The 21,516-nt window shown below is 57.7% G+C and carries 14 protein-coding genes; 13 read left to right on the top strand and 1 reads right to left on the bottom strand.

The window, feature by feature from the left end; translation table 11 throughout:
* Window positions 1-14 precede the first annotated feature (14 nt).
* Window positions 15-5,225 (bottom strand): AAA family ATPase, encoded by a 5,211-nt coding sequence (locus ACR0J2_RS13720; protein ID WP_480812907.1) that lies wholly within the window; start codon window positions 5,223-5,225, stop codon window positions 15-17.
* A 109-nt stretch (window positions 5,226-5,334) separates the two neighbouring features.
* Between ACR0J2_RS13720 and ACR0J2_RS13725 the strand changes: the two genes are divergently transcribed.
* The 13 genes from ACR0J2_RS13725 (at window position 5,335) to mtnA (ending at window position 21,312) form a co-directional block, all read left to right on the top strand.
* Window positions 5,335-6,141: a gamma-glutamylcyclotransferase family protein gene (locus ACR0J2_RS13725; RefSeq protein WP_480812908.1), complete on the top strand. Its 807-nt coding sequence runs from the start codon at window positions 5,335-5,337 to the stop codon at window positions 6,139-6,141.
* 21 nt (window positions 6,142-6,162) lie between these two features.
* Complete coding sequence (locus tag ACR0J2_RS13730; RefSeq protein ID WP_480812909.1) at window positions 6,163-6,873, top strand: MBL fold metallo-hydrolase; 711 nt, start codon at window positions 6,163-6,165, stop codon at window positions 6,871-6,873.
* Window positions 6,874-6,976: 103 nt separating this feature from the next.
* Window positions 6,977-8,707 (top strand): hypothetical protein, encoded by a 1,731-nt coding sequence (locus ACR0J2_RS13735; protein ID WP_480812910.1) that lies wholly within the window; start codon window positions 6,977-6,979, stop codon window positions 8,705-8,707.
* Window positions 8,708-8,858: 151 nt separating this feature from the next.
* Window positions 8,859-11,261 carry a GcvT family protein gene (locus tag ACR0J2_RS13740; protein WP_480812911.1) on the top strand — a complete coding sequence of 801 codons (2,403 nt, stop codon included), beginning with the start codon at window positions 8,859-8,861 and terminating at the stop codon, window positions 11,259-11,261.
* Between the two features lie 4 nt (window positions 11,262-11,265).
* Window positions 11,266-12,816 (top strand): trimethylamine methyltransferase family protein, encoded by a 1,551-nt coding sequence (locus ACR0J2_RS13745; protein WP_480812912.1) that lies wholly within the window; start codon window positions 11,266-11,268, stop codon window positions 12,814-12,816.
* Entirely contained in the window at window positions 12,817-13,491 is a 675-nt protein-coding gene (locus ACR0J2_RS13750) for a TetR/AcrR family transcriptional regulator (RefSeq protein WP_170808161.1), read from the top strand.
* Window positions 13,488-14,738, top strand: a complete 1,251-nt coding sequence (locus tag ACR0J2_RS13755; protein ID WP_480812913.1) for a sarcosine oxidase subunit beta family protein — start codon at window positions 13,488-13,490, stop codon at window positions 14,736-14,738. The genes ACR0J2_RS13750 and ACR0J2_RS13755 overlap by 4 nt, the downstream gene beginning before the upstream one ends.
* 9 nt (window positions 14,739-14,747) lie before the next feature.
* Window positions 14,748-15,014: a sarcosine oxidase subunit delta gene (locus tag ACR0J2_RS13760; RefSeq protein WP_170613930.1), complete on the top strand. Its 267-nt coding sequence runs from the start codon at window positions 14,748-14,750 to the stop codon at window positions 15,012-15,014.
* A complete protein-coding gene (locus ACR0J2_RS13765) occupies window positions 15,011-17,809 on the top strand; it encodes a 2Fe-2S iron-sulfur cluster-binding protein (protein WP_480812914.1) in 2,799 nt (932 codons plus the stop codon). Before ACR0J2_RS13760 ends, ACR0J2_RS13765 begins: the two co-directional genes overlap by 4 nt.
* Entirely contained in the window at window positions 17,802-18,311 is a 510-nt protein-coding gene (locus ACR0J2_RS13770; RefSeq protein ID WP_480812915.1) for a hypothetical protein, read from the top strand. The genes ACR0J2_RS13765 and ACR0J2_RS13770 overlap by 8 nt, the downstream gene beginning before the upstream one ends.
* Window positions 18,312-18,505: 194 nt before the next feature.
* The gene (locus ACR0J2_RS13775) at window positions 18,506-19,081 is read left to right on the top strand and encodes a methylenetetrahydrofolate reductase C-terminal domain-containing protein (RefSeq protein ID WP_480812916.1); all 576 of its coding nucleotides are present in this window, start codon (window positions 18,506-18,508) and stop codon (window positions 19,079-19,081) included.
* The gene (locus ACR0J2_RS13780) at window positions 19,078-20,064 is read left to right on the top strand and encodes a methylenetetrahydrofolate reductase (protein ID WP_170619776.1); all 987 of its coding nucleotides are present in this window, start codon (window positions 19,078-19,080) and stop codon (window positions 20,062-20,064) included. Before ACR0J2_RS13775 ends, ACR0J2_RS13780 begins: the two co-directional genes overlap by 4 nt.
* Before the next feature lie 144 nt (window positions 20,065-20,208).
* Window positions 20,209-21,312 (top strand): S-methyl-5-thioribose-1-phosphate isomerase, encoded by a 1,104-nt coding sequence (gene mtnA / locus ACR0J2_RS13785; RefSeq protein WP_480812917.1) that lies wholly within the window; start codon window positions 20,209-20,211, stop codon window positions 21,310-21,312.
* Window positions 21,313-21,516: the final 204 nt, after the last annotated feature.

The raw sequence follows: 21,516 nt of genomic DNA on the forward strand, positions 1-21,516 counted from the left end.
GTCTTTCATGTACCTCAGGTGTTTTCGTCCTGTTTCAGACCAGTGATTTCGTATGTTCTGACGGGCGCCCCGATGCCGCGCAGTTCAACCGTTCCATGTTCGACGCAGGCGATTTCGGGTTTGATCCGGTCATACGTGTCCTGCGAAATCAGAATGCTACCGGTGCGCGCAGCGTTTTCAAGGCGCGAGGCCTGGTTCACAGCGCGGCCAATCAGGGTGTAATCCATCCGGGACTCGCTGCCAAAATTGCCAACGGTGCAGTATCCGGTGTGAATGCCCATGCGGCATTCCAGAGGTTTTCGGATGCCTTCTTTCAGCCACTCCTCGCGCAGCGCTCCAAGTCTGTCACGCATGGCAATCGCCATTTTGGCGCATGCAATGGCATCATTTTCAGGCCCGCGGGTTTCCGGATCGCCAAAAAAGATGACAATTCCGTCGCCGACAAACTTGTCGATGGTCGCGCCAAAAGACAAAGCAACTTCGGACATTTCTGACAGGTAGTGGTTCAGCAATGTCTTCAGATCTTCGGAACTCATCTGTTCGGCAAGCTCGGTGAACCCGACCAGATCCGAAAAGAAGATCGTCAGAAGCTTGCGCTCCGACGTCAGTCTGACTTCTTTCCTGCGATCGAAAATCGATCGATATACCTGCGGTGACAGGTATTTGGACAGCTGGTTTGCAACGGCTTCCAGTGCATTTGTTTTCTGACTTAGTTCAGCGGTGCGCTGTTCGACCTTCTGCTCAAGATCGACATAAAGCTTGGCGTTCTCGATGGATATTGAGGCTTGCGCCGTCAGCAATTCGGCAATTGCAACCCGCTCCTCCGGGAATGCTCCGGCGGCCAGGTTGTTCTCCAGATAGGCAATCCCGGAAAAGCGGTCGGAACGGATCACCGGAACACACATGACCGAGCGGATCTGATTCCTGACGACATAAGGATCAATGCCATACCGCGGATGGCCGGCTGCATCGTCGAGAACCAGAGGTTTCTGGGTTCGGGCCACATAATTGACAACGGACATTGCTAGGGTATCGGGGTCGGGTTCAAACTGAATATTGCGTGTTTCCAGGTCGCCCTCTTCGACGAGGCATTCAACTTCGGCCAGCAATTGATCGCCATTCATTGACAGGAAAACGCCACGCTGCGCGCCCGTGCTTTCCAGCAGAATGCGCATTGTGCGTGACAGTAGATTGCTCAACACGATTTCGCCCGAAATCGCGCGGGCCGCATTCATGACCGCCTGCAAGTCCAGAGCGCTGTGCGAGATCGAGTATCCGCTGTTTTCTGCATCCCTGTCCCCCGATGAACGGGCTGGTGCGATGAGTTGAAGGGTGGGGTTCTCGGCATCCATCAAATCGACTTTCCGCCTTGCACCCCATCGGTGATACAGGCGGCGAGCAGCGTCCAGATGCGCATTGGCCGCAAAACTCTGGCCGATCTTCTCAAAGGCCGACGACGCGAGTTCGTGAATCATGGCCCGGTCGCGGGTAAACCCGTTCTCTTCGGCACATGCGACGGCCCGGGTATAACACGACAGCGCATTCAACATATCGCCCTGCAAGCGCGCAAACTCTCCGCGCATGGCAAGGTCGAGATGGCTGAAATTCTCGGGGCAGTGCTGGGCCCAGTCGGCCATATGATTGGCGTGTTCTTCCATCTTCAGCCATAGGTGCGGTTGCTCGTCCGCAGGGGATGTCTGGTACGTCGCGGAATAGGTCAGAAAGGCCAGAAACCGGAACCGAACGGATTGCGGCAGCGACATGACACTGTCCATCAACCTTTCCTGCGCGGCTACGTGCGGAACGGCCCCCTTGAAGTTGCGGTACAGGCAGTGAAGTTCGGCCTTATAGATGTGGTAATTCGCGACACCTGTCATGAAACCGCGCTCGGTCATTCCCTTCAGGCAGGAAACTTCATCGAACGTGTCATCGCTAAGTGAATACAAATCCCGGGTGTTGCCTGCGAAATTCTGCAACATCTGCAGAAAAAGACTGCCTGAATCGTAGCTGTCCGCATAGTTGCAGTCCTTGACGATCACCATGTATCGCGACTGTTCGGCAATTGCGGTTTCAAGATCCAGACGCGGGTTCCAGATGATGCAATCCTGAGCGTTGTAGGCCAGATACAACAGATCGCCCGACTGGTATCCCGCCTCCAAGCCGCGGGTGAACCATTCTGTCATCGTGCTCCAGTGGTGGCCCCAGTGGTGGATGAACATCGTGTAGACGTAAATAATGCGGGATTTCAGGGCGATGTCATCATATGCCTCGTTCATAGCAAGCGAGAGCTTGCCGAACGCGATCGCTTCAGCAGGGCGGTTCATGCCCCCGCACAGCAACATCCCGTACGTCGAGTAGGCAAAGGCGGTTTCGGCCGAGTTTCCGAACCGCAGTGACAGGTTGACGGATTTCAGGATCAAGAGACGGAACAGGTTTCCGGCACCTGACAGAAAGGCCGCAGGAAAGATCTCCATCAACAGCCCGACCGCCGTTTCCATATTGGCGTCCCTCATACGGCCCGCGTTGATCAGATCGGCAATCTCCCGGCCTGCCAGGTTGACCGAAATTTCTGCGATTTCTGCTTCAACCTCTGGATCCGAGACGTCCGCCGTGAACCTGATCCCAAGAAGGGCCAGACCTTCCAGGGCGGAATCGATGGAATCTTTCATCCGGCCCAAGGTCGAGTAATGCCTTGTTCTCATCGACAAAACGCGCGCCTTGTCCAGCGAGGTCCGAAGGTTTTCCAGCGCGCGCGACAACTCGGCATCGGCCTCGTCATGCAAGCCGTTCAGATAGGCGGTTTGTGCATAGAGCGATGATAGCGATCTGGTCAGCCCATAGGCCTCTTGCCACGGGTTCGAAGGAAGGAGGGACCGGGCAACACGCAAATAGTTCAAAGCCACCTGATACGAGGACGCATTGTGCGCAATGCGAGCAGCCGCCAGGTTCAGTTCTGCCAGTTCGCGCTTGTCATCTTTCCCGGTGATCAGTTCGCGCGCCACGTTCAGATGGCGAACGATCTTGATCAGGCGTTCGTTTTGCGGCTCATCCGTGTCTTCGCTCTGCAAAAGTCGTCCGATCGACAGATGAACGGGCTGTTTTTCGGCATCATCAATCAACTCGTAAGCGGCCTGATGCAGACGATCATGCTGGAACCGGTAGCGCGGGTTGACTGCCGCATCTGCCCTGGCGTCCGTCAGAGCTGCGGCCTGATCGAAAAGCTGGTAGCTGTCGTCCAAGGGCAGGATGATGTTGCGGGCCAGGGCGCTCATCAGGGATATGCCCAGCTGCTCTTTAGAGCGCTGATGAATCAGAGACAGCTTGGCCATGTCGAACTCGTGTCCGATACAGGCGGCCATGCGCAACGTTTCCTTGGTGTCATCCGGAAGCTTGTTCAGGTTTCCAATCAGGAACTCGACAATGTTATCGCCAATTTCGGCCTTCCTGATCGCAGCCAGATCCCATGTCCAGCGACCATGTGTGCGGTCAAAGTTAATCATCCCATCGTCGAACAGGGATTGAAGCAGTTCTTTTACAAACAGGGGATTGCCTTCGGTTCGTTGAAAAAGAACAGCGCCAAGCTCTTGCGTGTCCGCCTCATCCGTTCGGAATGTCCGGGCAACTATCTGGTTCACGACCGCCTGATCCAGCGGCGGCAAGGTCAGATCATGTACCGCCCGTGTCTTGGCAACCTCCTTGCGCATCAGGCTCAGCAGGTGGCCGCTGTCCACTTCATTCTCGCGATAAGCGCCCAGAATAAGCAGATGACCTATGTCCCGGGCCGTTGCCATTTTCTGCAAAAGGTTAAGTGTCGGTGCATCGCTCCATTGCAGGTCGTCAAGATACAGTACCAGCGGGTGGTTTTCATCCGCCAGCAGCCTTACGAAGCTTAGAAATGTCAGTTGCAGCCGGTTCTGCGCCTCGGTCGGAGGAAGGGTCGGGACCGGCGGTTGCGGTCCGATGATCAGCCCCAGATCCGGCAGGACATCCAGCAACACTTGTGCGTTTCGTCCCAATGCGCCGACTATGTTTGATTTCCACGTCGCCAGTGACTCTGGCGGTTCCGCCAGCAGTTCCTGAACCAGCCCGGAAAATGCAGCGGCAATGCCGCTATAAGGTCTGACCCTTTCAAACTGGTCAAACTTGCCGCGCAGAAAAAAGCCGCGCGCCTCAAGAATTGGCCGGTTCAGTTCCGCGACCAGCGCGGTTTTCCCAACCCCTGAACTGCCGGAGATCAGGCATAGCTCGGATGCGCCGGCCTCTACCTTGGCAAGCAATTGGGTCAATTGTTCCAGCTCGGCATCGCGTCCGATCAGCACTTGCGGAACACGAAACGTTTCGGACGTGTCTCGCTGCGCGATATCGAAGGGCGCAATTTCACCTGTGCGCGAGAGGCTTCGGCGGCAGATCTCAAGATCGTGCAACAGACCAAACGAGCTTTGGTAGCGGTCTTCAGGGTTTTTGGCCAGAAGCCGCAGCACAATCTCGATCAGCGTCGCTGGAACATATGCCCCGGCATCATCCGGGACACGTGGCCGCTTGGCGATGTGCGCATGGACCCATTCAAGTTGCGTTTCGGCCCTGAATGGCAATTGCCCAAACAAAAGTTCAAAGAATACGATACCAAGAGAATAGAAATCCGATCGGTAGTCGACATCGTGCGAAATCCGTGCGGTGTGCTCGGGCGAGATATAAGGCAGATGGCCCTCGATCAGTTTCGAAGCGACTTTCCCCTGATGTTCCCGCGACAGGGCCGTCGCGATTTCGAAATTCATCAGCCGGACGCTCCAGTCCGTGTCATCCAGCAGAATATTCTGTGGTGCGATGTTCTTGTGAACCATGCCGCGCGCATGGATGGCGTCCAGCGCAGTGGTAAGCCGGATTATGATGTCGACAACACGCTCAAGCGGCCATGTGGCGGTTCGTTTGGCGCGCAGGTAGTGCGACAAGGTCCATCCGGTCGCGGGGCTGATCATGACCGGGGCACCATTGCCAAGGAAGACCATATCCGTGACCGGGATAATCCCGTCCAGGCTGCCTAGCTCGTTTAACAGCCAATACTCGCGTTCCAGCCGCTTGGCATCCCGAATGTCGGGGAACTCGGCAGACAAGGTTTTGACAATCGCCGGCTGCCCGCTTTTGCTGTTGCGGGCATGAAAAAGCGAACTTGCGTAAAACGCCTCGATCTGTTGTTCGATCTGGTATCCGGCGATTTCAAGATGCAAGGCAGAAACTACCTTCCCGAAAGACTACAAGGAACTGTTTAAAAAAACTGTGACACAAACGCGGGCTCCTGCATTATTACACAGGATGAAATTAAGATAGAGCATAACCTTGATTAACTATTTTGGATACGGCTCTAATATGAATTTTACTTCATTAAGAGCTAAAGGCGTCACACCTTCGGCGTCCCGTGCGGCGACGCTCAGGGGGTGGCGTTTAACGTTCAATGTCGAGCATTTCTTTCGCCACGAAGGGGGCGTTGGAAATATCGAACACACCGGAAACCCACAGGACCGGGTTCTGGGCGTTCTGCATTGCTGCAACGAGGCCGACCTTGCAGCGCTCGACCAGATGGAAGCCTATGGCGTGGGGTATGACCGGACTGTGGTCGACATCGAAACTGTTCAGGGGACCGAGCAGGCGCTGGCCTATGTTGGCTTGCCGGATTTTGTCAACGACGCCTGCCTGCCAACACGCCGTTATCTGAACATTCTGGCGCGCGGGGCGTCCGAGGCCGGCATTGACCCGGAATATATTGCGGCGCTGAATCGGCATCCGGTTCTTCAGCCACCGGTCCTGCCCGCCTTTGACCCGGGACCTGTTCCCCGTGTCATTGACCACACCGGGCTTGCCCGGCACCTGACGGTGTTGGCGGGATCTGTCTTTGACATGACGAATGCGCGTCCGGCGCAATCTATCGGGAAGGACTGGTTCGGCGGCAGGGAAGTCACGGTGTTTTTGCTCAAGCGACTGGACACCAGCGACGGGACCGAATGTCTCGAAGATATCCTTAACGACCGGCTGCGACCGGACCAGAAAGACTGTCTGAACACCTATCTGCACGCCTTTGCGGATGAGTATCAGTATGCAGGTCAATTCGACTATACTTCCCTGCCAGCCGAAAAAAGGCTAGGATAGGGCTTTTTAAAGGGGGGTATTATGGGCCATCTGGCAGCGTCTCCGCATGGAGTCATCTCGGAACCTTTGCCTGACATTTTTTTCGTCACCGGCACACGAGAGATGCATTTCAATGATATTGACTGGCAGTTCAGCCGGAACATGACGATAGTTCGCGAAGGTGACAGGTTGATATTGTTCAATGCAGTCAGGCTTTCCGATGACGGGTTGAAGGCGCTTGAGCAGTTGGGCCGGATCACGGACGTCGTTCAGGTCGGTGGTTTGCACGGAGCCGACGATGCCTTTTACCGGGACACATTTGGCGCCACCTACTGGGCCCAGCCCGGTGCCGGTCAGGAAGGCGTTCCGGTGGATCGTGAACTGGTCGAAGGCGGCGAACTGCCGGTATCAGACGCGCAGCTTTTTACCTTCAAGACCACCAAGACCCCTGAATGCATTTTTAGGCTCGACCGGGACGGCGGGGTAATGATCGCGTGCGACGCATTGCAGAACTATCTGAACCCTGACGAATTCTTCAGCAAGGATTCTGCCGAAATGATGGCAGGCATGGGGTTCTTTACACCGGCCAATGTCGGCCCGGTCTGGATGCAGGTGTCCGAACCGCAGGCCGAAGATTTTCAGCGCTTGTCGGCTCTGGAATTCAGGCACGTTTTCTGTGGCCACGGCGCGCCGGTGTTGGGTGGCGCGTCTGACGCCTACAAGGCGACTTTCAAGCGGCTTTTTGAATTTTGACTGACCGGCGCGTGTGCAAACGGCACACGCGCATCCTTTTACTTTTGACCCGCCCCTCGGGAGCGTGCCCAAGACCTATTGTTTGTTCAAAGAGGAATTCGTCATGACGAGCGCAAATTGGAAAGCAAATCCCTCCTCAGATCAGTGGAACGATCCAAACAACTGGGACACAGATCAGATACCGATGGCAAACGCCCAGTTCGGAGGATCCTCTCATACCGCGATAACCTTCACTCCTGATTCAATGGCTCAGATCGAGTGTCTTGAATTTTCGGAACAGTCGGATGCCTATTCATTCACAATCCGGGATCTTGCCAAGCAGCCCGCGCTGACGATCACCGGGCGCGGCATCGTCAATCAATCGCTCAATACCCAAAGCTTCATCGTGGCGTCCTTTGGAACCTACAACCAACCTCAGCTGAAGTTCACCGGTTCTGCATCCGCTGGCGAGGGGCCGGTCAGTTTTTACGCAGGCCCTCCGTCGCTGGAAACGACCTACGGGGGCGGCACGATCGCCTTTCATGACGACGCCGATGCCGGGGCCGCGTACTTCACCCTCAGAACCGGGAAAGTGCCCCCTCCGGACAGAAACAGCAGTCTTGGTGGCACAGTAAAATTCAGCGAACGTGCCCGCGCGGGAACCGCGACCTTTTCGATTTTTGGAACTCTGGGCAGCGACGGGGATACCTTTGCCAATGCCGTGTTTCATCAGGCGGCATCTGCGGATCGGGGCACTTTCATCAATCACGGTGGCACTGTCCCGGGCGGTGATGGCGGCAACACGCAGTTTTACGACTATTCGACCGCCGGACAGGCGACCTACCTGAATTTTGGCGGCACCGCAGTGGATGCGGACTGGCATGGGGCCAATGGCGGTGACGTCGCTTTTGACGGCTGCGCGACAGGCGGGCAGGGAAAGTTCAACAACTACCCGGCTACAATCGACGGTGCGCATGGCGGCGTGACCAGTTTCAACAACAACCCCAACTATCCTGCGATGGACAATCCCGGCGCATCAGCGGGCGACGGGACCTATATCAACTATGGTGCAACAAAAGACTGGCCCGGAGGCGGCGGGCATACCGAATTCACAGCGCGCTACGGTTATGCCACAGCCGCCAACGCAACCATTGTGAATTTCGGAAGTGCCGAAAACCGCAACTCGGGCGCGGGGCATACGATCTTTTCAATCAAACCCCCGAACGAATTCTTTTCCAGTGCCGGTAAGGCGACAATCTGGAACCACCCCGGTCAGGTTGGCGGCTATACGATATTTGAATCTTCCTACGGCACCGGCGCGCCAAATCTTCCACCGACCGCAGAAACTGCGATCTTTCACAATCTGGGCGGCAATGAACCGGGTCAGGAGGGCGGATATACCTCGTTCACGGATGTGGGCACCGCAGCCAGTGCCACTTTGATTGCTTATGCCGGGGCGCGCGGCGGCGATGGTGGTCAGGTCCTGTTTTCCGACAAATCTACCGGAGGCTCGGCAACGGTTCAGTTGATCGGCAATGGCGTGCTCGACCTCAGCGGACATGATGGCGGTCTTGGTATCGGACAACTGGATTTGACCAATGGCATACTGAAGGTCCAGCTTGGTACGAACCCCACAACGCTCAGTGTTTCCGGGGCCGTAAACGTAAATCGTTCCCCGGTAACGTTGGTTGTTTCCTTCCCTCGCGGCCATGGTCTGAAAAACGGGGTTGAGTACCCCGTTCTTCAGGCTCCGAACATGGCTGAACTGGATGTGGCGCAATTCGTTGGAAATGCCATAGATGGCAATTCACCGACATTTGTGATCACCGGTGACACCCTGAAGGTATCCTACTAGGCCGCGTCCGAGTTTAAGCGGGCTTGTGCCCGAAGGGTACCTTGCAGAAAACACTGGACAGAGCTGTCTATTGATGCTGTTCTCTAATGGACAGTTATGAACAGTACTGTGCCTGTCCGGATCAAAAGCACTCAGGGAAGGAAATGGACCGATGAAGTCACACTATCGTGCGGTCGTTATTGGTGGCGGCGTTGTCGGTGCGTCTGTTTTGTACCATCTGGCCAAATTCGGCTGGAAAGATGTCTGTCTGATCGAGCGGAACATTTTGACCGCGGGCTCAAGCTGGCACGCCGCAGGCGGCTTTCACGCCCTGAATGCGGACCCTAATATCGCTGCATTGCAGGCCTATACGATCGACCTGCTGTCCGAAATCGAAAAGGAATCCGGACAATCCGTCGGGATGCACATGACTGGTGGCCTCACCCTGGCCGGAACACCCGACCGATGGGAATGGTTGCAATCGGCGTATCGGACATTTCAGGCCATCGGCATCGACGACGTGCGTCTCGTGTCGCCCAAAGAGGCCAAAGAACTGTGCCCGATCATGTCCGATCACGGGATTCTGGGCGGCATGTGGGCCGAGCGCGAAGGATATATCGACACCACCGGCACGGTCCATGCCTATGCGGGCGCGGCCAGGAAGCACGGTGCAGAAGTCATAGAACACAACCGAGTTCTGGAATTGAACCAGACCCAGGGCGGATGGGAGGTTGTGACCGAAAAGGGGACGATCCACGCCGAACATGTTGTCAACGCCGCGGGCCTGTGGGCCAAGCAGGTGGGTCGCATGGCCGGTATCGAACTGCCGGTCTCGCCGCTGAACCATCATTACCTGATCTCCGACACGATCCCGGCCGTCGAGAAGCTGGAACGAGAACTGCCGCTGGTCGTCGATCTCGAAGGCTTTACCTACATGCGGCAGGATCAGAACGGCATACTGCTGGGCATTTACGAGATCGATCACGAACACTGGATGATGGACGGCGCGCCCTGGGAATACGGATTCGAGTTGCAGCAGGAGGACCCGGATCGGATTGAAAAAGAACTGACGCTGGGTTTTGAGCGTTTCCCGGATCTTCAGCATGTGGGCGTCAAAACATGGGTGAACGGCGCCTTTACCTTTTCACCGGACGGCAACCCCTTGGTCGGTCCGGTACGCGGCAAGCCCGGCTACTGGTGTGCCTGCGCGGTGATGGCAGGTTTTCTGCAAGGCGGCGGCGTCGGGAAGTCGCTGGCCGAATGGATGATCCATGGCGAGCCCGAGGCGGATGTCTTTGGCATGGATGTCGCGCGCTACGGGCCATTTGCCGAGAACAAGCAGTACATCAAGGAAACCACCGGTCAGTTTTACACCCGGCGGTTTGTGATGACCTATCCGAACGAACAATTGCCGGCCGGCCGTCCGCTGAAAATGGCGCCTGCCTATTCGGACATGACCGAAGCGGGCTGCCAGTGGGGCGCCAGTTGGGGACTTGAGGTTCCGCTGTACTTCGCCCCCGCCAAGGATTTCGCAGAAACACCCACCCTTAAGCGTTCCAACGCATTCGATATCGTGGCCGAGGAGTGTAAAGCCGTTCGAGAAACCGTCGGGCTGCTGGACATCTCCGGATTCTCGCGTTTCGAAATCTCGGGCCCCAATGCAGAAGCCTGGCTGGACAATCTGATGGCCAGCAAGTTGCCTGGACCCGGACGGGCAAGCCTGGCCCCAATGCTGTCCCCCGAAGGCAAGCTGAAAGGTGATCTGACAGTCTTCAACTGGGGCGACGGCACATGGTGGATCATGGGCAGCTACTACCTGCGCGAATGGCACATGCGCTGGTTCAATACCTACCTGACCGATGGCGTCATGATCCGCGACATTGCCGATGATATTGTTGGGTTCAGCCTATCGGGGCCAAACAGCCGCAAGGTTCTGGAAAAACTGACGGATGGCCCTATCGGCGACCTTCGGTTTATGGGGTGCGCTACGTTCGATATCGGACTGATCCGCGCCAAAGTCGGCCGGCTTTCAGTAGCGGGAGAGCTGGGATACGAAATCCACTGTCGAGCGGCTGAACACATCGCTCTGCGCAAGACACTTCTGAAGGCCGGAGCGGATCTGGGCATACGTGAGGTCGGTTTCAACGCTTTGCTGTCACTGCGGCTGGAAAAGAGTTTTGGCATCTGGTCGGCCGAGTTTACGCAGGCGTACACGCCCGCGCAAACGGGAATGGATCGATGGATTGACTGGTCCAAATCGTTCATCGGAAAGTCCGCGGCCGAAGCGGAACGCACGGCCACACCGGATCAGGTCATCGTCACGGTTGAGATCGACAGCCAGGATGCAGATGCCAGCGGTTATGAACCTGTTTGGAAAGATGGCAGGCGCGTGGGCTTTGTCACATCGGGTGGATACGGGCACACAGTACGGAAGTCGCTGGCCATGGCCATGGTGGATCGGGAATGTGCCGAGGAAGGGACCAAGTTGCAGATCCATGTGGTGGGCGTTGAAAAAACGGCGCGTGTGATCGCCGCATCGCCCTATGATCCCCAGGGTCTGGCGATGAGAGTGTGATGCGATGAACCCAGAAAGCAACAGCCGGGGTGGCAGGCGCAGGGGACGCGGAGGTAAGGCTGATAACGCCCCGGCGCGCGATGTGAACTACCGCCAGCTCAAAAACCCGTTTCCGGCGATGGACGTGTTTGCGGCAGATGAGATCGCGAACATGCACGCAACTGCCCTGCGATTGCTGAAAGAGCTGGGCGTGAAAGTTCTGTTGCCAGAGGCCCGGGCTATTTTCGCGAAAGGCGGTGCCCGCGTCGATGAGGACACCGAAATGGTGTATATCGGACGCGACATGGTCGACGCGGCGCTGGCAACGGCGCCAAAGTCCATCACCTGCCGCGCGGGGGCGCGACACCGGGATGTGACACTGGAGCTTGGCAGCCTTGTATTTCAAGCCGGGGCAGGGGCACCCAACGCGACCGACCTCGAACGGGGGCGGCGTGCGGGTTCGGCGCGGGACTACAGGGAATACACGCAGATCAACCATCATTTCGATGTGTTTCAGATGCTGTCACCTTCGGTCGAACCTCAGGATGTGCCGACCCATCTGCGGCACTATTTCACGACCGAAGTTCAACTGACGCTGTCAGACAAGTTTCCGTTCCTGTTTTCCCGTGGCACACCGCAGGCAATGGACAATTTTGAGATGCTGAGGAACTTTCGGGGTCTGTCGGACGATGAATTCCTTGCCACGCCACATGCATACACGATCATTAACACCAATAGTCCCCGTACACTCGACATCCCGATGGCGCAGGGCCTGATCGATTTTGCCCGACACGGGCAACTTTCGATTGTCACGCCCTTCACGCTGATGGGGGCGATGGCTCCGATCACGGTGGCCGGGGCGATTACGCTCAGCCATGCCGAGGCGCTGGCGGCGATCACGCTGACCCAGCTGGCCCGTCCGGGTGCGCCGGTCTGCTACGGCACGTTCACGTCCAATGTCGACATGAAATCCGGGGCGCCCGCCTTTGGGACACCTGCGCATTTTCACGCCTCGCTCGCGGCCGGGCAGCTGGCGCGTTTCATAGGTTTGCCTTGGCGTTCCGCTGCCGGTTCAGCGTCCAATCTGAACGACGTGCAGGCGGCAAACGAAAACCAGTTTGGCCTGTGGGGATGCCTGATGGCCGGGGCAACGGTGATCATTCATTCCGCAGGATGGCTCGAAGGTGGGCTCAGTGTTTCCTACGAAAAACTCATCACCGACGCCGAGGTTCTGAACATGGTGGCCGAACTTTGCGCCGGGCGCGTGGCGGGGGCCGATGAAATCGGACTGGATTCGGCACTGTCGCAGGTAGAACCCTGTGGACACTTCTTTGCCGCGCCGCAGACAATGGAGCGTTATAACACCGAATTCTATGAACCAATTGTGCACGACTATGCCAATTTCGGCACCTGGAGCGAACGCGGCTCAGTTGACGCCTCGGCGCGGGCGACCAAGGTCTGGAAAGATATTCTTGCTGCAGACAAAAGACCCGATTTGGATGGTGCACGGGTCGAAAACCTGAAACAGTTCATCGCAAAGCGCACGGCGGAAGGCGGTGCACCGCCGGAGAGTTGAATGAACAAGCGTGCCCAACCCATTTTGAACCGGGATGACCCGGAAAAGGACCCGCTGGTCGGAAACATCAAGGTCACGCGTGAAGACTGGCTGAACCTGTCGCGCGACGTTCTGGTTCACGAAGGTGTTGCCGAGCTGAAGATACTGTCTCTGGCCCGTCGGCTTGGGGTCTCGCGGTCCAGCTTCTACTGGTACTTCGAGGACAGGGCGGATCTTCTGGCAAAGCTTCTGGAGGAGTGGGAGGCGCGGAACACGCAAACGATCGTAACCCACTGCGCAAAACCCGCGCCAGATATCTGTGCTGCGGTCTGCAATTTCTTCCGCTGCTTTGTGACCTCGGATCTGTTCGATCAGGGGCTGGATTTTGCGGTGCGGGAATGGGCGCGCCGGGACGATCAGGTCAATGCGCTGATCGACGCCGCCGATAAAACCCGACTGGCCGCCATAACCGAAATGTACGCGCGCCACGGCTACGACGCAGGCGACGCAGATGCGCGGGCCCGCATCCTGTATTTCATGCAGATCGGATATCACGCGGCAGAAATGCGCGAAACCATGGAGGTGCGAGTCAGCCGGATCGAAGGGTTCCTGAAGGGTTTTACCGGAAAGGAACCTTCAGCTGAGTTGATTCAGAGTTTCGTGGCCTATTCACTGGCAATGGATAAGAAAGAATGACGCGGTATTCGGCATTTCAGGTTTTTCGCGAAGGTTTGCGCGGTCAGAAAGGCTGGGCCAAAGCCTGGCGGTCTGCCACGCTGAAACCAGCCTATGATGCGGTGATCATCGGCGGTGGCGGGCACGGGTTGGCAACCGCCTACTACCTTGCCAAAAACCACGGGATGACCAATGTCGCCGTACTTGAAAAAGGCTGGCTTGGCGGCGGCAATACCGGGCGGAACACCACCGCGATCCGCTCCAACTATTTTTATCCTGAAAGCGCCGCGCTTTATGATTTTTCGGTCCGGTTGTACGAAGGCCTGTCCAAAGAGCTGAACTACAACGTCATGTTCTCGCAACGCGGAATGCTTGTCACCGCTCATTCCGAGCATGACATGGAAATGGCCGCGCGGCAGTACAACGCCATGCGTCTGAATGGCATAGATGCCGAGCTGCTGAGCCGGGAAGAGATCCGCAAGCGGGTTCCTGTTCTGAACTTCCGGGACGATGCGCGTTATCCGATTCATGGTGGTGTCAATCAGCCGCGTGGCGGAACCGGTCGGCACGACGCGGTTGCCTGGGGATATGCGCGCGCGGCCGACCAATTGGGGGTAGACATCATTCAGAACTGCGAAGTGCAAGGCTTTGTGATGGAAGCCGGGCGTTGCGTCGGTGTGCAGACGTCATTGGGTGAAGTGCGCGCGGGTGTGATTGGCGCTTCTGTGGCAGGGCATTCGTCTGTTCTGGGGCAAATTGCCGGGTACAAATTGCCCATCCATTCTTATGCGCTGCAGGCGTTTGTATCCGAACCGTTGAAGCCGGTTCTGGATACCGTCGTGTTATGCCCGGCACTGGGAACTTATGTCAGCCAATCAGACAAGGGCGGGCTGGTGGTCGGCGGTGGGCTGGACCGAGTGCCGTCCTACGGTCAACGCGGCAACCTGCCGATGCAGGAAGTCGTTTTGGGCGGGCTGGCCGAGATGATGCCGGCCTTGGCCAAGGTGAAGCTTCTGCGCCATTGGGCCGGGATCGTCGACGTGACGCCCGACAGTTCTCCGATTATCGGACCGTCGGGCGTGGATGGCATCTATCTCAATTGCGGCTGGGGTACCGGCGGCTTCAAGGCGATCCCGGCGGGCGGGTATCTGCTGGCACATCTGATGGCCACGGGCGGCCATCACGAGATCAGCCGCCCCTTTGACATCAGCCGTTTCGCAACAGGCGCGCTTGTGGATGAAAGCGCGGCCTCTGGCATTCCGCACTAGGAGGTTGAATTGCAGATATTTCCCTGTCCCTTTTGCGGTCCCCGGGACGAGCGCGAGTTTCACTTTGCAGCCGAGGCGGGAAAAACCCGCCCGGATACCAGCGGCGCGGTTTCCGATGCGGAATGGGCAGGCTATCTGCACATGCACCGCAACGATAAGGGAGTGGTCCGGGAAATCTGGATGCACACAACCTGCGCCGAAGTGTTCCTGTTGGAGCGTGACAGTGTGACGATGGATGTCCTTGGCTCGACCCCTCTCAGAAAGGTCGCGCCATGACGTCATTTCGCACTACTTCGGGCGGGCTGATTGATCGGACCCGGCCGCTGAATTTCACATTCGATGGCAAACCCTATCAGGGATTTGCTGGCGACACTGTGGCTTCGGCGCTGATGGCCAGCGACGCGCGTGTGATGGGGCGCAGTTTCAAGTACCATCGTCCGCGCGGTGTCTGGAGTGCCTGGGTGGATGAGCCCAACGCGATCATGACAGTCACTTTGAACGGCCGCGAACTGCCCAATTGCCTGGCCACAACCACGCATCTTGAGGAGGGGATGCAGGTCCGCGCGGTCAATGCCTGGCCCACTTCACAGTTCGATATCAAGGGCGGCCTTGATTTCTTTCACCGTTGGTTGTCTGCCGGGTTTTATTACAAAACCTTCATCTGGCCCGACTGGCATCTGTTTGAACCATCGATCCGGAAAATGGCCGGATTGGGCGCAGTGTCGACGGACGTTTTCGACGGCTATTCCTCGGACAAAACTCATGCGCATTGCGACACGCTGGTTGTGGGCGCGGGCCCGGCAGGGCTGGTCGCTGCCCGCACTGCCGCAGAGGCCGGGCAGGACGTCGTTCTGGTCGATGATCATCCGGAAACCGGCGGCAGCGCCTATCAGTTCGAGGCGATTGAATCCGGGGCGCCGGTAGAATGGGTTACATCGCTAAGAATGGCCATCGAGTTGGCAGGCGGGCGCATCCTGACATCGACCACAGCTTTTGGGGTCTATGACCACGGTTTGGTTGGGCTGGTTGAAAACGGCCCTTTCGGCACCGCTCCGCGCCTATGGCGGATGAGGGCAGGGCGCGTCATTCTGGCCAGCGGGGCTTTGGACCGGCCGATAACGTTTGCCAACAATGACCGGCCGGGCGTGATGTCGCTGATGGGCGCGGCCGAGTATCTTGCGCGGTATGGTGTTCTGGCCGGGCGGGAGGTTGCGGTTCTCAGCAATCACTCATTGGCCGATCCGATCATTGCCAAGCTCAAGGACACCGGGGCGCGGGTCGTCCAAATCGACCCTTCGACGGGACCGGTCAAAGTTTCTGGCGGCAAGTCTCTGAAATCAATCTTTGCAGGTGACAGAACCTATCCGGTCGATACCGTGCTGAGCTCAGGCGGGTTGACGCCGCTGGTGCATCTGTGGCGGCACGCTGGGGGTAAACTGGATTGGTGCGCCACGCGGCAGACCTTCCTGCCTGGTGCCGCACCTGGCGGGATGGTCGCAATCGGCGCGGCCAACGGCACCTACGATCTGAACGCAGCGCTGGATGAGGCAAGTGCGGCCGGTCGGGGCGAAACTACGACACGTCCGGACACCACTATTATCCTTAACCCGTTGTGGCCAACACCCGGCTCGAAAGGGCGCCAGTGGATCGATTTTCAACATGATGTCACGCTCAAAGACGTGGAACTTGCCGCCCGCGAAAACTTTGTCTCGGTCGAGCATCTGAAACGCTACACGACACTTGGGATGGCGTCGGATCAGGGCAAGACATCAAACATGGCCGGGCTTGCGGCCATGGCAGCCATTCAGGACCGGCCAATCCCCGAGGTTGGCACCACAACCTTCCGTCCCCCCTTTGTGCCGGTCCCGATAGAGACCTACCATGGGGCGCGAACCAAGGAACTTTGCAATCCGTTGAAACGCTTGCCGCTGGAACCGCAGCACCGCGCGCTTGACGCGGCGCTTTGTGAATATGGCGGGTGGCTACGCCCGGGATGGTACGGCAACGGAACGCCGGAACAGTTGATCCGGGCCGAGGCAGTGCGCACACGCGAGAGCGCGGGCATTCTCGATGGCTCTCCCTTGGGTAAGATCGAGGTGATGGGCCCGGATGCCGAAGCCTTTGTGAATTTCATCTTTTATAATACCATCAAAACACTCAAACCCGGTGCAATCCGTTACGGATTCATGCTGACCGAAGGCGGCATCGTCTATGATGACGGGGTGATCTCGCGGTTGGATCAGAACCGGTTTGTGATTTCCTGCTCGTCCAGCCACGTGGACAGCGTGCGCATGCACCTGGAATCTTGGCGTCAGGATGGCAACGACCCCGATCGTATTTTTGTGCACGACCTGACCCATCAATATGTCACGGTTACGGTCACCGGGCCCAAAGCCCGGGAAATCCTGATGGTTCTCGATCTGGGTATTGATCTGTCCGCTCCGGGGTTCCCGCACATGACCTTTCGCGAAGGGAGCTTCAATGACGCCTCTGTTCGGGTGTCACGTGTCAGTTTTACCGGTGACCTCAGCTATGAAATCTCGGTCCCTGCATCGTCTGGGCGCAGCCTGTGGCAGGCCGCAGTTGAGGCGGCTGCGCCTTTCGGCGCCGCCCCTGTCGGCATCGAGGCAATCTCGGTCCTGCGAGCTGAAAAAGGCTATATCATGATCGGCAAGGACACGGATGGAGAGACCATGCCGCACGATCTGGGTTATTCCATGCCCCGGGAAAAGAAGAAAACCCCATTTGTCGGGGACCGCAGCCTTCACACCGCCACGGCCAACCGTTTGGACCGCAAGACACTGGTCGGCCTGACCGTTCCGGTGGGCGAACCGGCCATTCCGACCGGCGCGCATATGGTGACTGGTGACACACCACCCCGCTCGCTGGGTTACGTAACATCAAGCTATGACAGTCCAAGTGTCGGCGCGCCGATTGCATTGGGGTTGATGGAAAGCGGTGCAGAACGAACAGGCGAAATGATCGACATCTGGCACGACGGCCAGCGTCGCAAGGCGACGTTGTGTGCGCCTTGCTTCTACGACCCGGAAGGGGAGCGTCTGAATGCGTGACGACCGGAATAAATGGGCCCCCGCTGGGCAATACGGGCAAGAGATTGATTTGGGGTCAGCCGCTATGTCCCGAGTGCATCTCGAACGCCAGACCCTGATGTCCGGCCCCGACCTTGCATCGCGGTCGGTGCCCCCGTGCACCGGCTGGCCTGATGTCGTGGCAGATGACGTCTACACCATCGCCCTGCGTCGCGACAGATTGCTTGAAATCAACGGAGCAGACCGACAGGAATGCTGGCATGAAGAACAGAACATGGCTGTTTCTGACGTTTCGCACGCCTATTCGGTTTTTGACCTGAGTGGGCCGGGGGCGATGGAGTTGCTACAGCGCGGAACCGAAATCCGGCTTGATCAGCCATCCAAAAGCGCGGTCCGTCGATTTTTCGGGTTCGAGGTCATTCTTTACCGCGTTCAATCGGAAACCCGGTTTCGCCTGCATATCGCAAATGCACACGACCACGCATTGTGTGAGTTTCTTACCAAAGCGGCCAATGCTTTCTGACAGTATCTGTGTCGCGAGCGAAGGCCCGTTTCGGGCAGATGAATGGTCGTTCGGTTGATCAGCGAGTGGGGCAAAAACCCACGTTTGGCTTGACTTGGCTTCCCCAAGCAGGAACCGTTAAGTCAGAGGGGTTTATCGGGCTCGGTGGGCATTCCGCTATCTGACCCGCCAGCTTCCGCAGGAGGGCCAGGAACATGTATCGCCTTCGTCTATTTTCGGTCCGGCATTCGGGTACATTTGAAAAAATTTACAAGTACGTGGAAAGGGCGATGGTTGCGCTTGACCCGCTGTTCGACCGGATCGGATATCACCGGGTGGAAAAACCTGTTGCGCTGGTTGAACGGGGTGTGAAATCGCTGCTGTTTGATTGCCGCATGTGCGGTCAATGCGTTTTGTCATCGACCGGTATGTCGTGCCCCATGAATTGCCCGAAACAGTTGCGCAATGGCCCCTGCGGCGGGGTTCGGCCCGGCGAATACTGCGAAGTGAAACCGGACATGAAATGCGTCTGGGCATTGGCCTGGAGCGGGGCGAGCCGGATGAGCAGCGGTGCGGCACAGATCAATGAGGTTTTGCCTCCGGTCGAGCACACCTTTCAGGGGACGTCTTCGTGGCTGCGGGTCAGTCGGGAAAAAGCAATGCGTGCGCGGGATCAACGTGACCTGGCCAAACAAGCACTGGCGCAGTCCTTCCCTGAGGCCCGGTCGATGGAGCCGGTTGCCGCACCTTTGGCGCAGGAACCCGAAAATATCGGGAGCGGTAAGAAATGACTGGTCATATCGAAGCGCTGGACACTCATTCATCCCGTTCCGCACTTCCGGAAGGATTTGTCTCACACAGTCGTCTGGAAAAAGTCCTGCGGTCTGGCAGATTTGCCGTCACGGCCGAATTGAATCCTCCGGACAGCGCCGATCCGTCCGATGTCTACGATGCCGCCCAGCCGCTCAGCGAGGTTGCCGACGCCATCAACGCAACGGATGCTTCGGGTGCCAACTGCCACATGTCCTCGATCGGCATATCCGCGTTGCTGACACGGGCCGGGTACTCGCCCGTCTATCAGATATCCTGCCGTGATCGTAACCGTATCGCAATTCAGGGCGATGTGCTGGGCGCTGCCGCGCTTGGTGTCAGCAACGTCCTTTGCCTGACGGGCGACGGGGTCGGTGCAGGGGATCAGCCCGGCGCGAAACCGGTTTTTGACTTTGATTCTCTGACGTTGCTGCGCACCATCCGCTCGATGCGGGACAACGGAACATTTCTGTCGGGGCGCAAAATAACCGCGCCGCCGCAGATGTTTCTGGGCGCGGCCGAGAACCCATGTATTCCGCCGTATGAATGGCGTCCAAACCGATTGGCCAAAAAGATCACTGCCGGGGCGGATTTCATCCAGACCAACTACATTTTCGACATGCCGTTGTTCGAATCTTTCATGTCTCGTGTCCGGGACGAAGGATTGGACAAGAAAGTGTTTATTCTGGCGGGGGTCGGCCCGCTGGCATCGGCCCGAGCGGCCCGCTGGATGCGCAACAACGTGCCCGGGATTCATATCCCGGACGCGGTCATCGAACGGCTTGAAAAAGCGGACAATCCCAGCGAGGAAGGCAAAAGGATCTGCATTGAACTGCTTCAGCAGGTACAGCAGATCAGGGGCGTCGCGGGGGCGCATGTCATGGCTTATCGACGCGAACATATGGTTGCCGATATCATCCGCGAAGCCGGAGTTCTGCACGCCCGCCGCAGGACCAACCGATGACACGGGCGCCCGCGTCCAAGCGCAGCAAACTTGGATTGTGGCAAAGAATTTGAATATCATTAGAGTATTGAACAACAAAACCGAAAGACAGCGGCGCTGGCTGTGTGCGCCTTTGGCGGTCTAATTCAAGGGAAGGTCTGCATCATGAAAATTGACGGCAAGCATTACCGCTCGCTCTGGTTCAACGCGGAAAGGGATGTGCTGGAGATCATTGATCAGCGATGGCTGCCGCACAAGCTGGTGATCCGGCCTGTCGACACGATGGATGCCTTTTGCACCGCAATCGTGGAAATGAGCGTACGTGGCGCGCCTTTGATCGGAGCGACCGCCGCTTACGGCATGGCGCTGCAAATGCGGCTGGACCCATCGGATGCGGCAATGGATCAGGCCTGGGAAACGCTGCACGCCACACGACCGACCGCGATCAACCTTCGGTGGGCGTTGGACCGGTGCCGAACGGCTATGCGTCAGTTGGCCCCGTCTGACCGGGCGGCAGCGGCATTGCAATTGGCCCATGACATTGCGGACGAAGATGTCGAGATCAATCGGATGATCGGTGTCCACGGACTTGAACTGATCCGCGACATTGCAGCGAAGAAGCCCGAAGGCGAACCGGTCCGCCTGCTGACCCATTGCAACGCCGGCTGGTTGGCGACGGTCGATTGGGGCACCGCCACCAGCCCGATGTATCACGCCCATGATGCAGGTATTCCCATCCATGTGTGGGCCGATGAAACCCGGCCGCGCAACCAGGGTGCGCTGACATCATGGGAACTGGGCAACCACGGCGTGCCGCACACCTATATTGTCGACAACGCAGGCGGGCACCTGATGCAGCACGGGCAGGTCGACATGGTCATTGTCGGCACCGACCGGACCACCCGCCGCGGCGATGTCTGCAACAAAATCGGAACCTATCTCAAGGCGTTGGCCGCCCATGACAACAATGTGCCTTTCTATGTGGCTCTGCCGTCGCCGACCATTGACTGGACGGTCAGTGACGGCGTTCGCGAAATCCCGATCGAGAAACGCGATCCGCGCGAAGTTACGCATATCTGGGGCAGGGACGATGCGAACGAAATCTCCTCGGTGCAAGTGACGCCTGACGGAACAGAAGGCATGGATTTTGCGTTCGACGTCACTCCCGCGCGGCTTGTCACGGGGCTGATCACTGAACGTGGCGTATTTGAAGCTTCAGAGGAAAGTCTAGCAGCAGGGTTCCCCGAAATGCAGCGCGGCGCAGCCTGATCTGGCACGGCGCAGAACAGATCAAATAGTTATTTAGCGAAGCGCTGGTGCACTTGCAGCCCGCCTAACTATGGCGTGCTAGATGCTTTCGAAGGCGAAAGTCAGGCTTTAGAAGAAAATGAATTCATCCACGTGGAACGGATGAAACGCCTGAGCTTTGCCTGTGCTGATGCCATTCGATTTGGCCTGGTGAGGGGCAGCTTC

This window comes from Ruegeria sp. CG4, assembly GCF_056537185.1.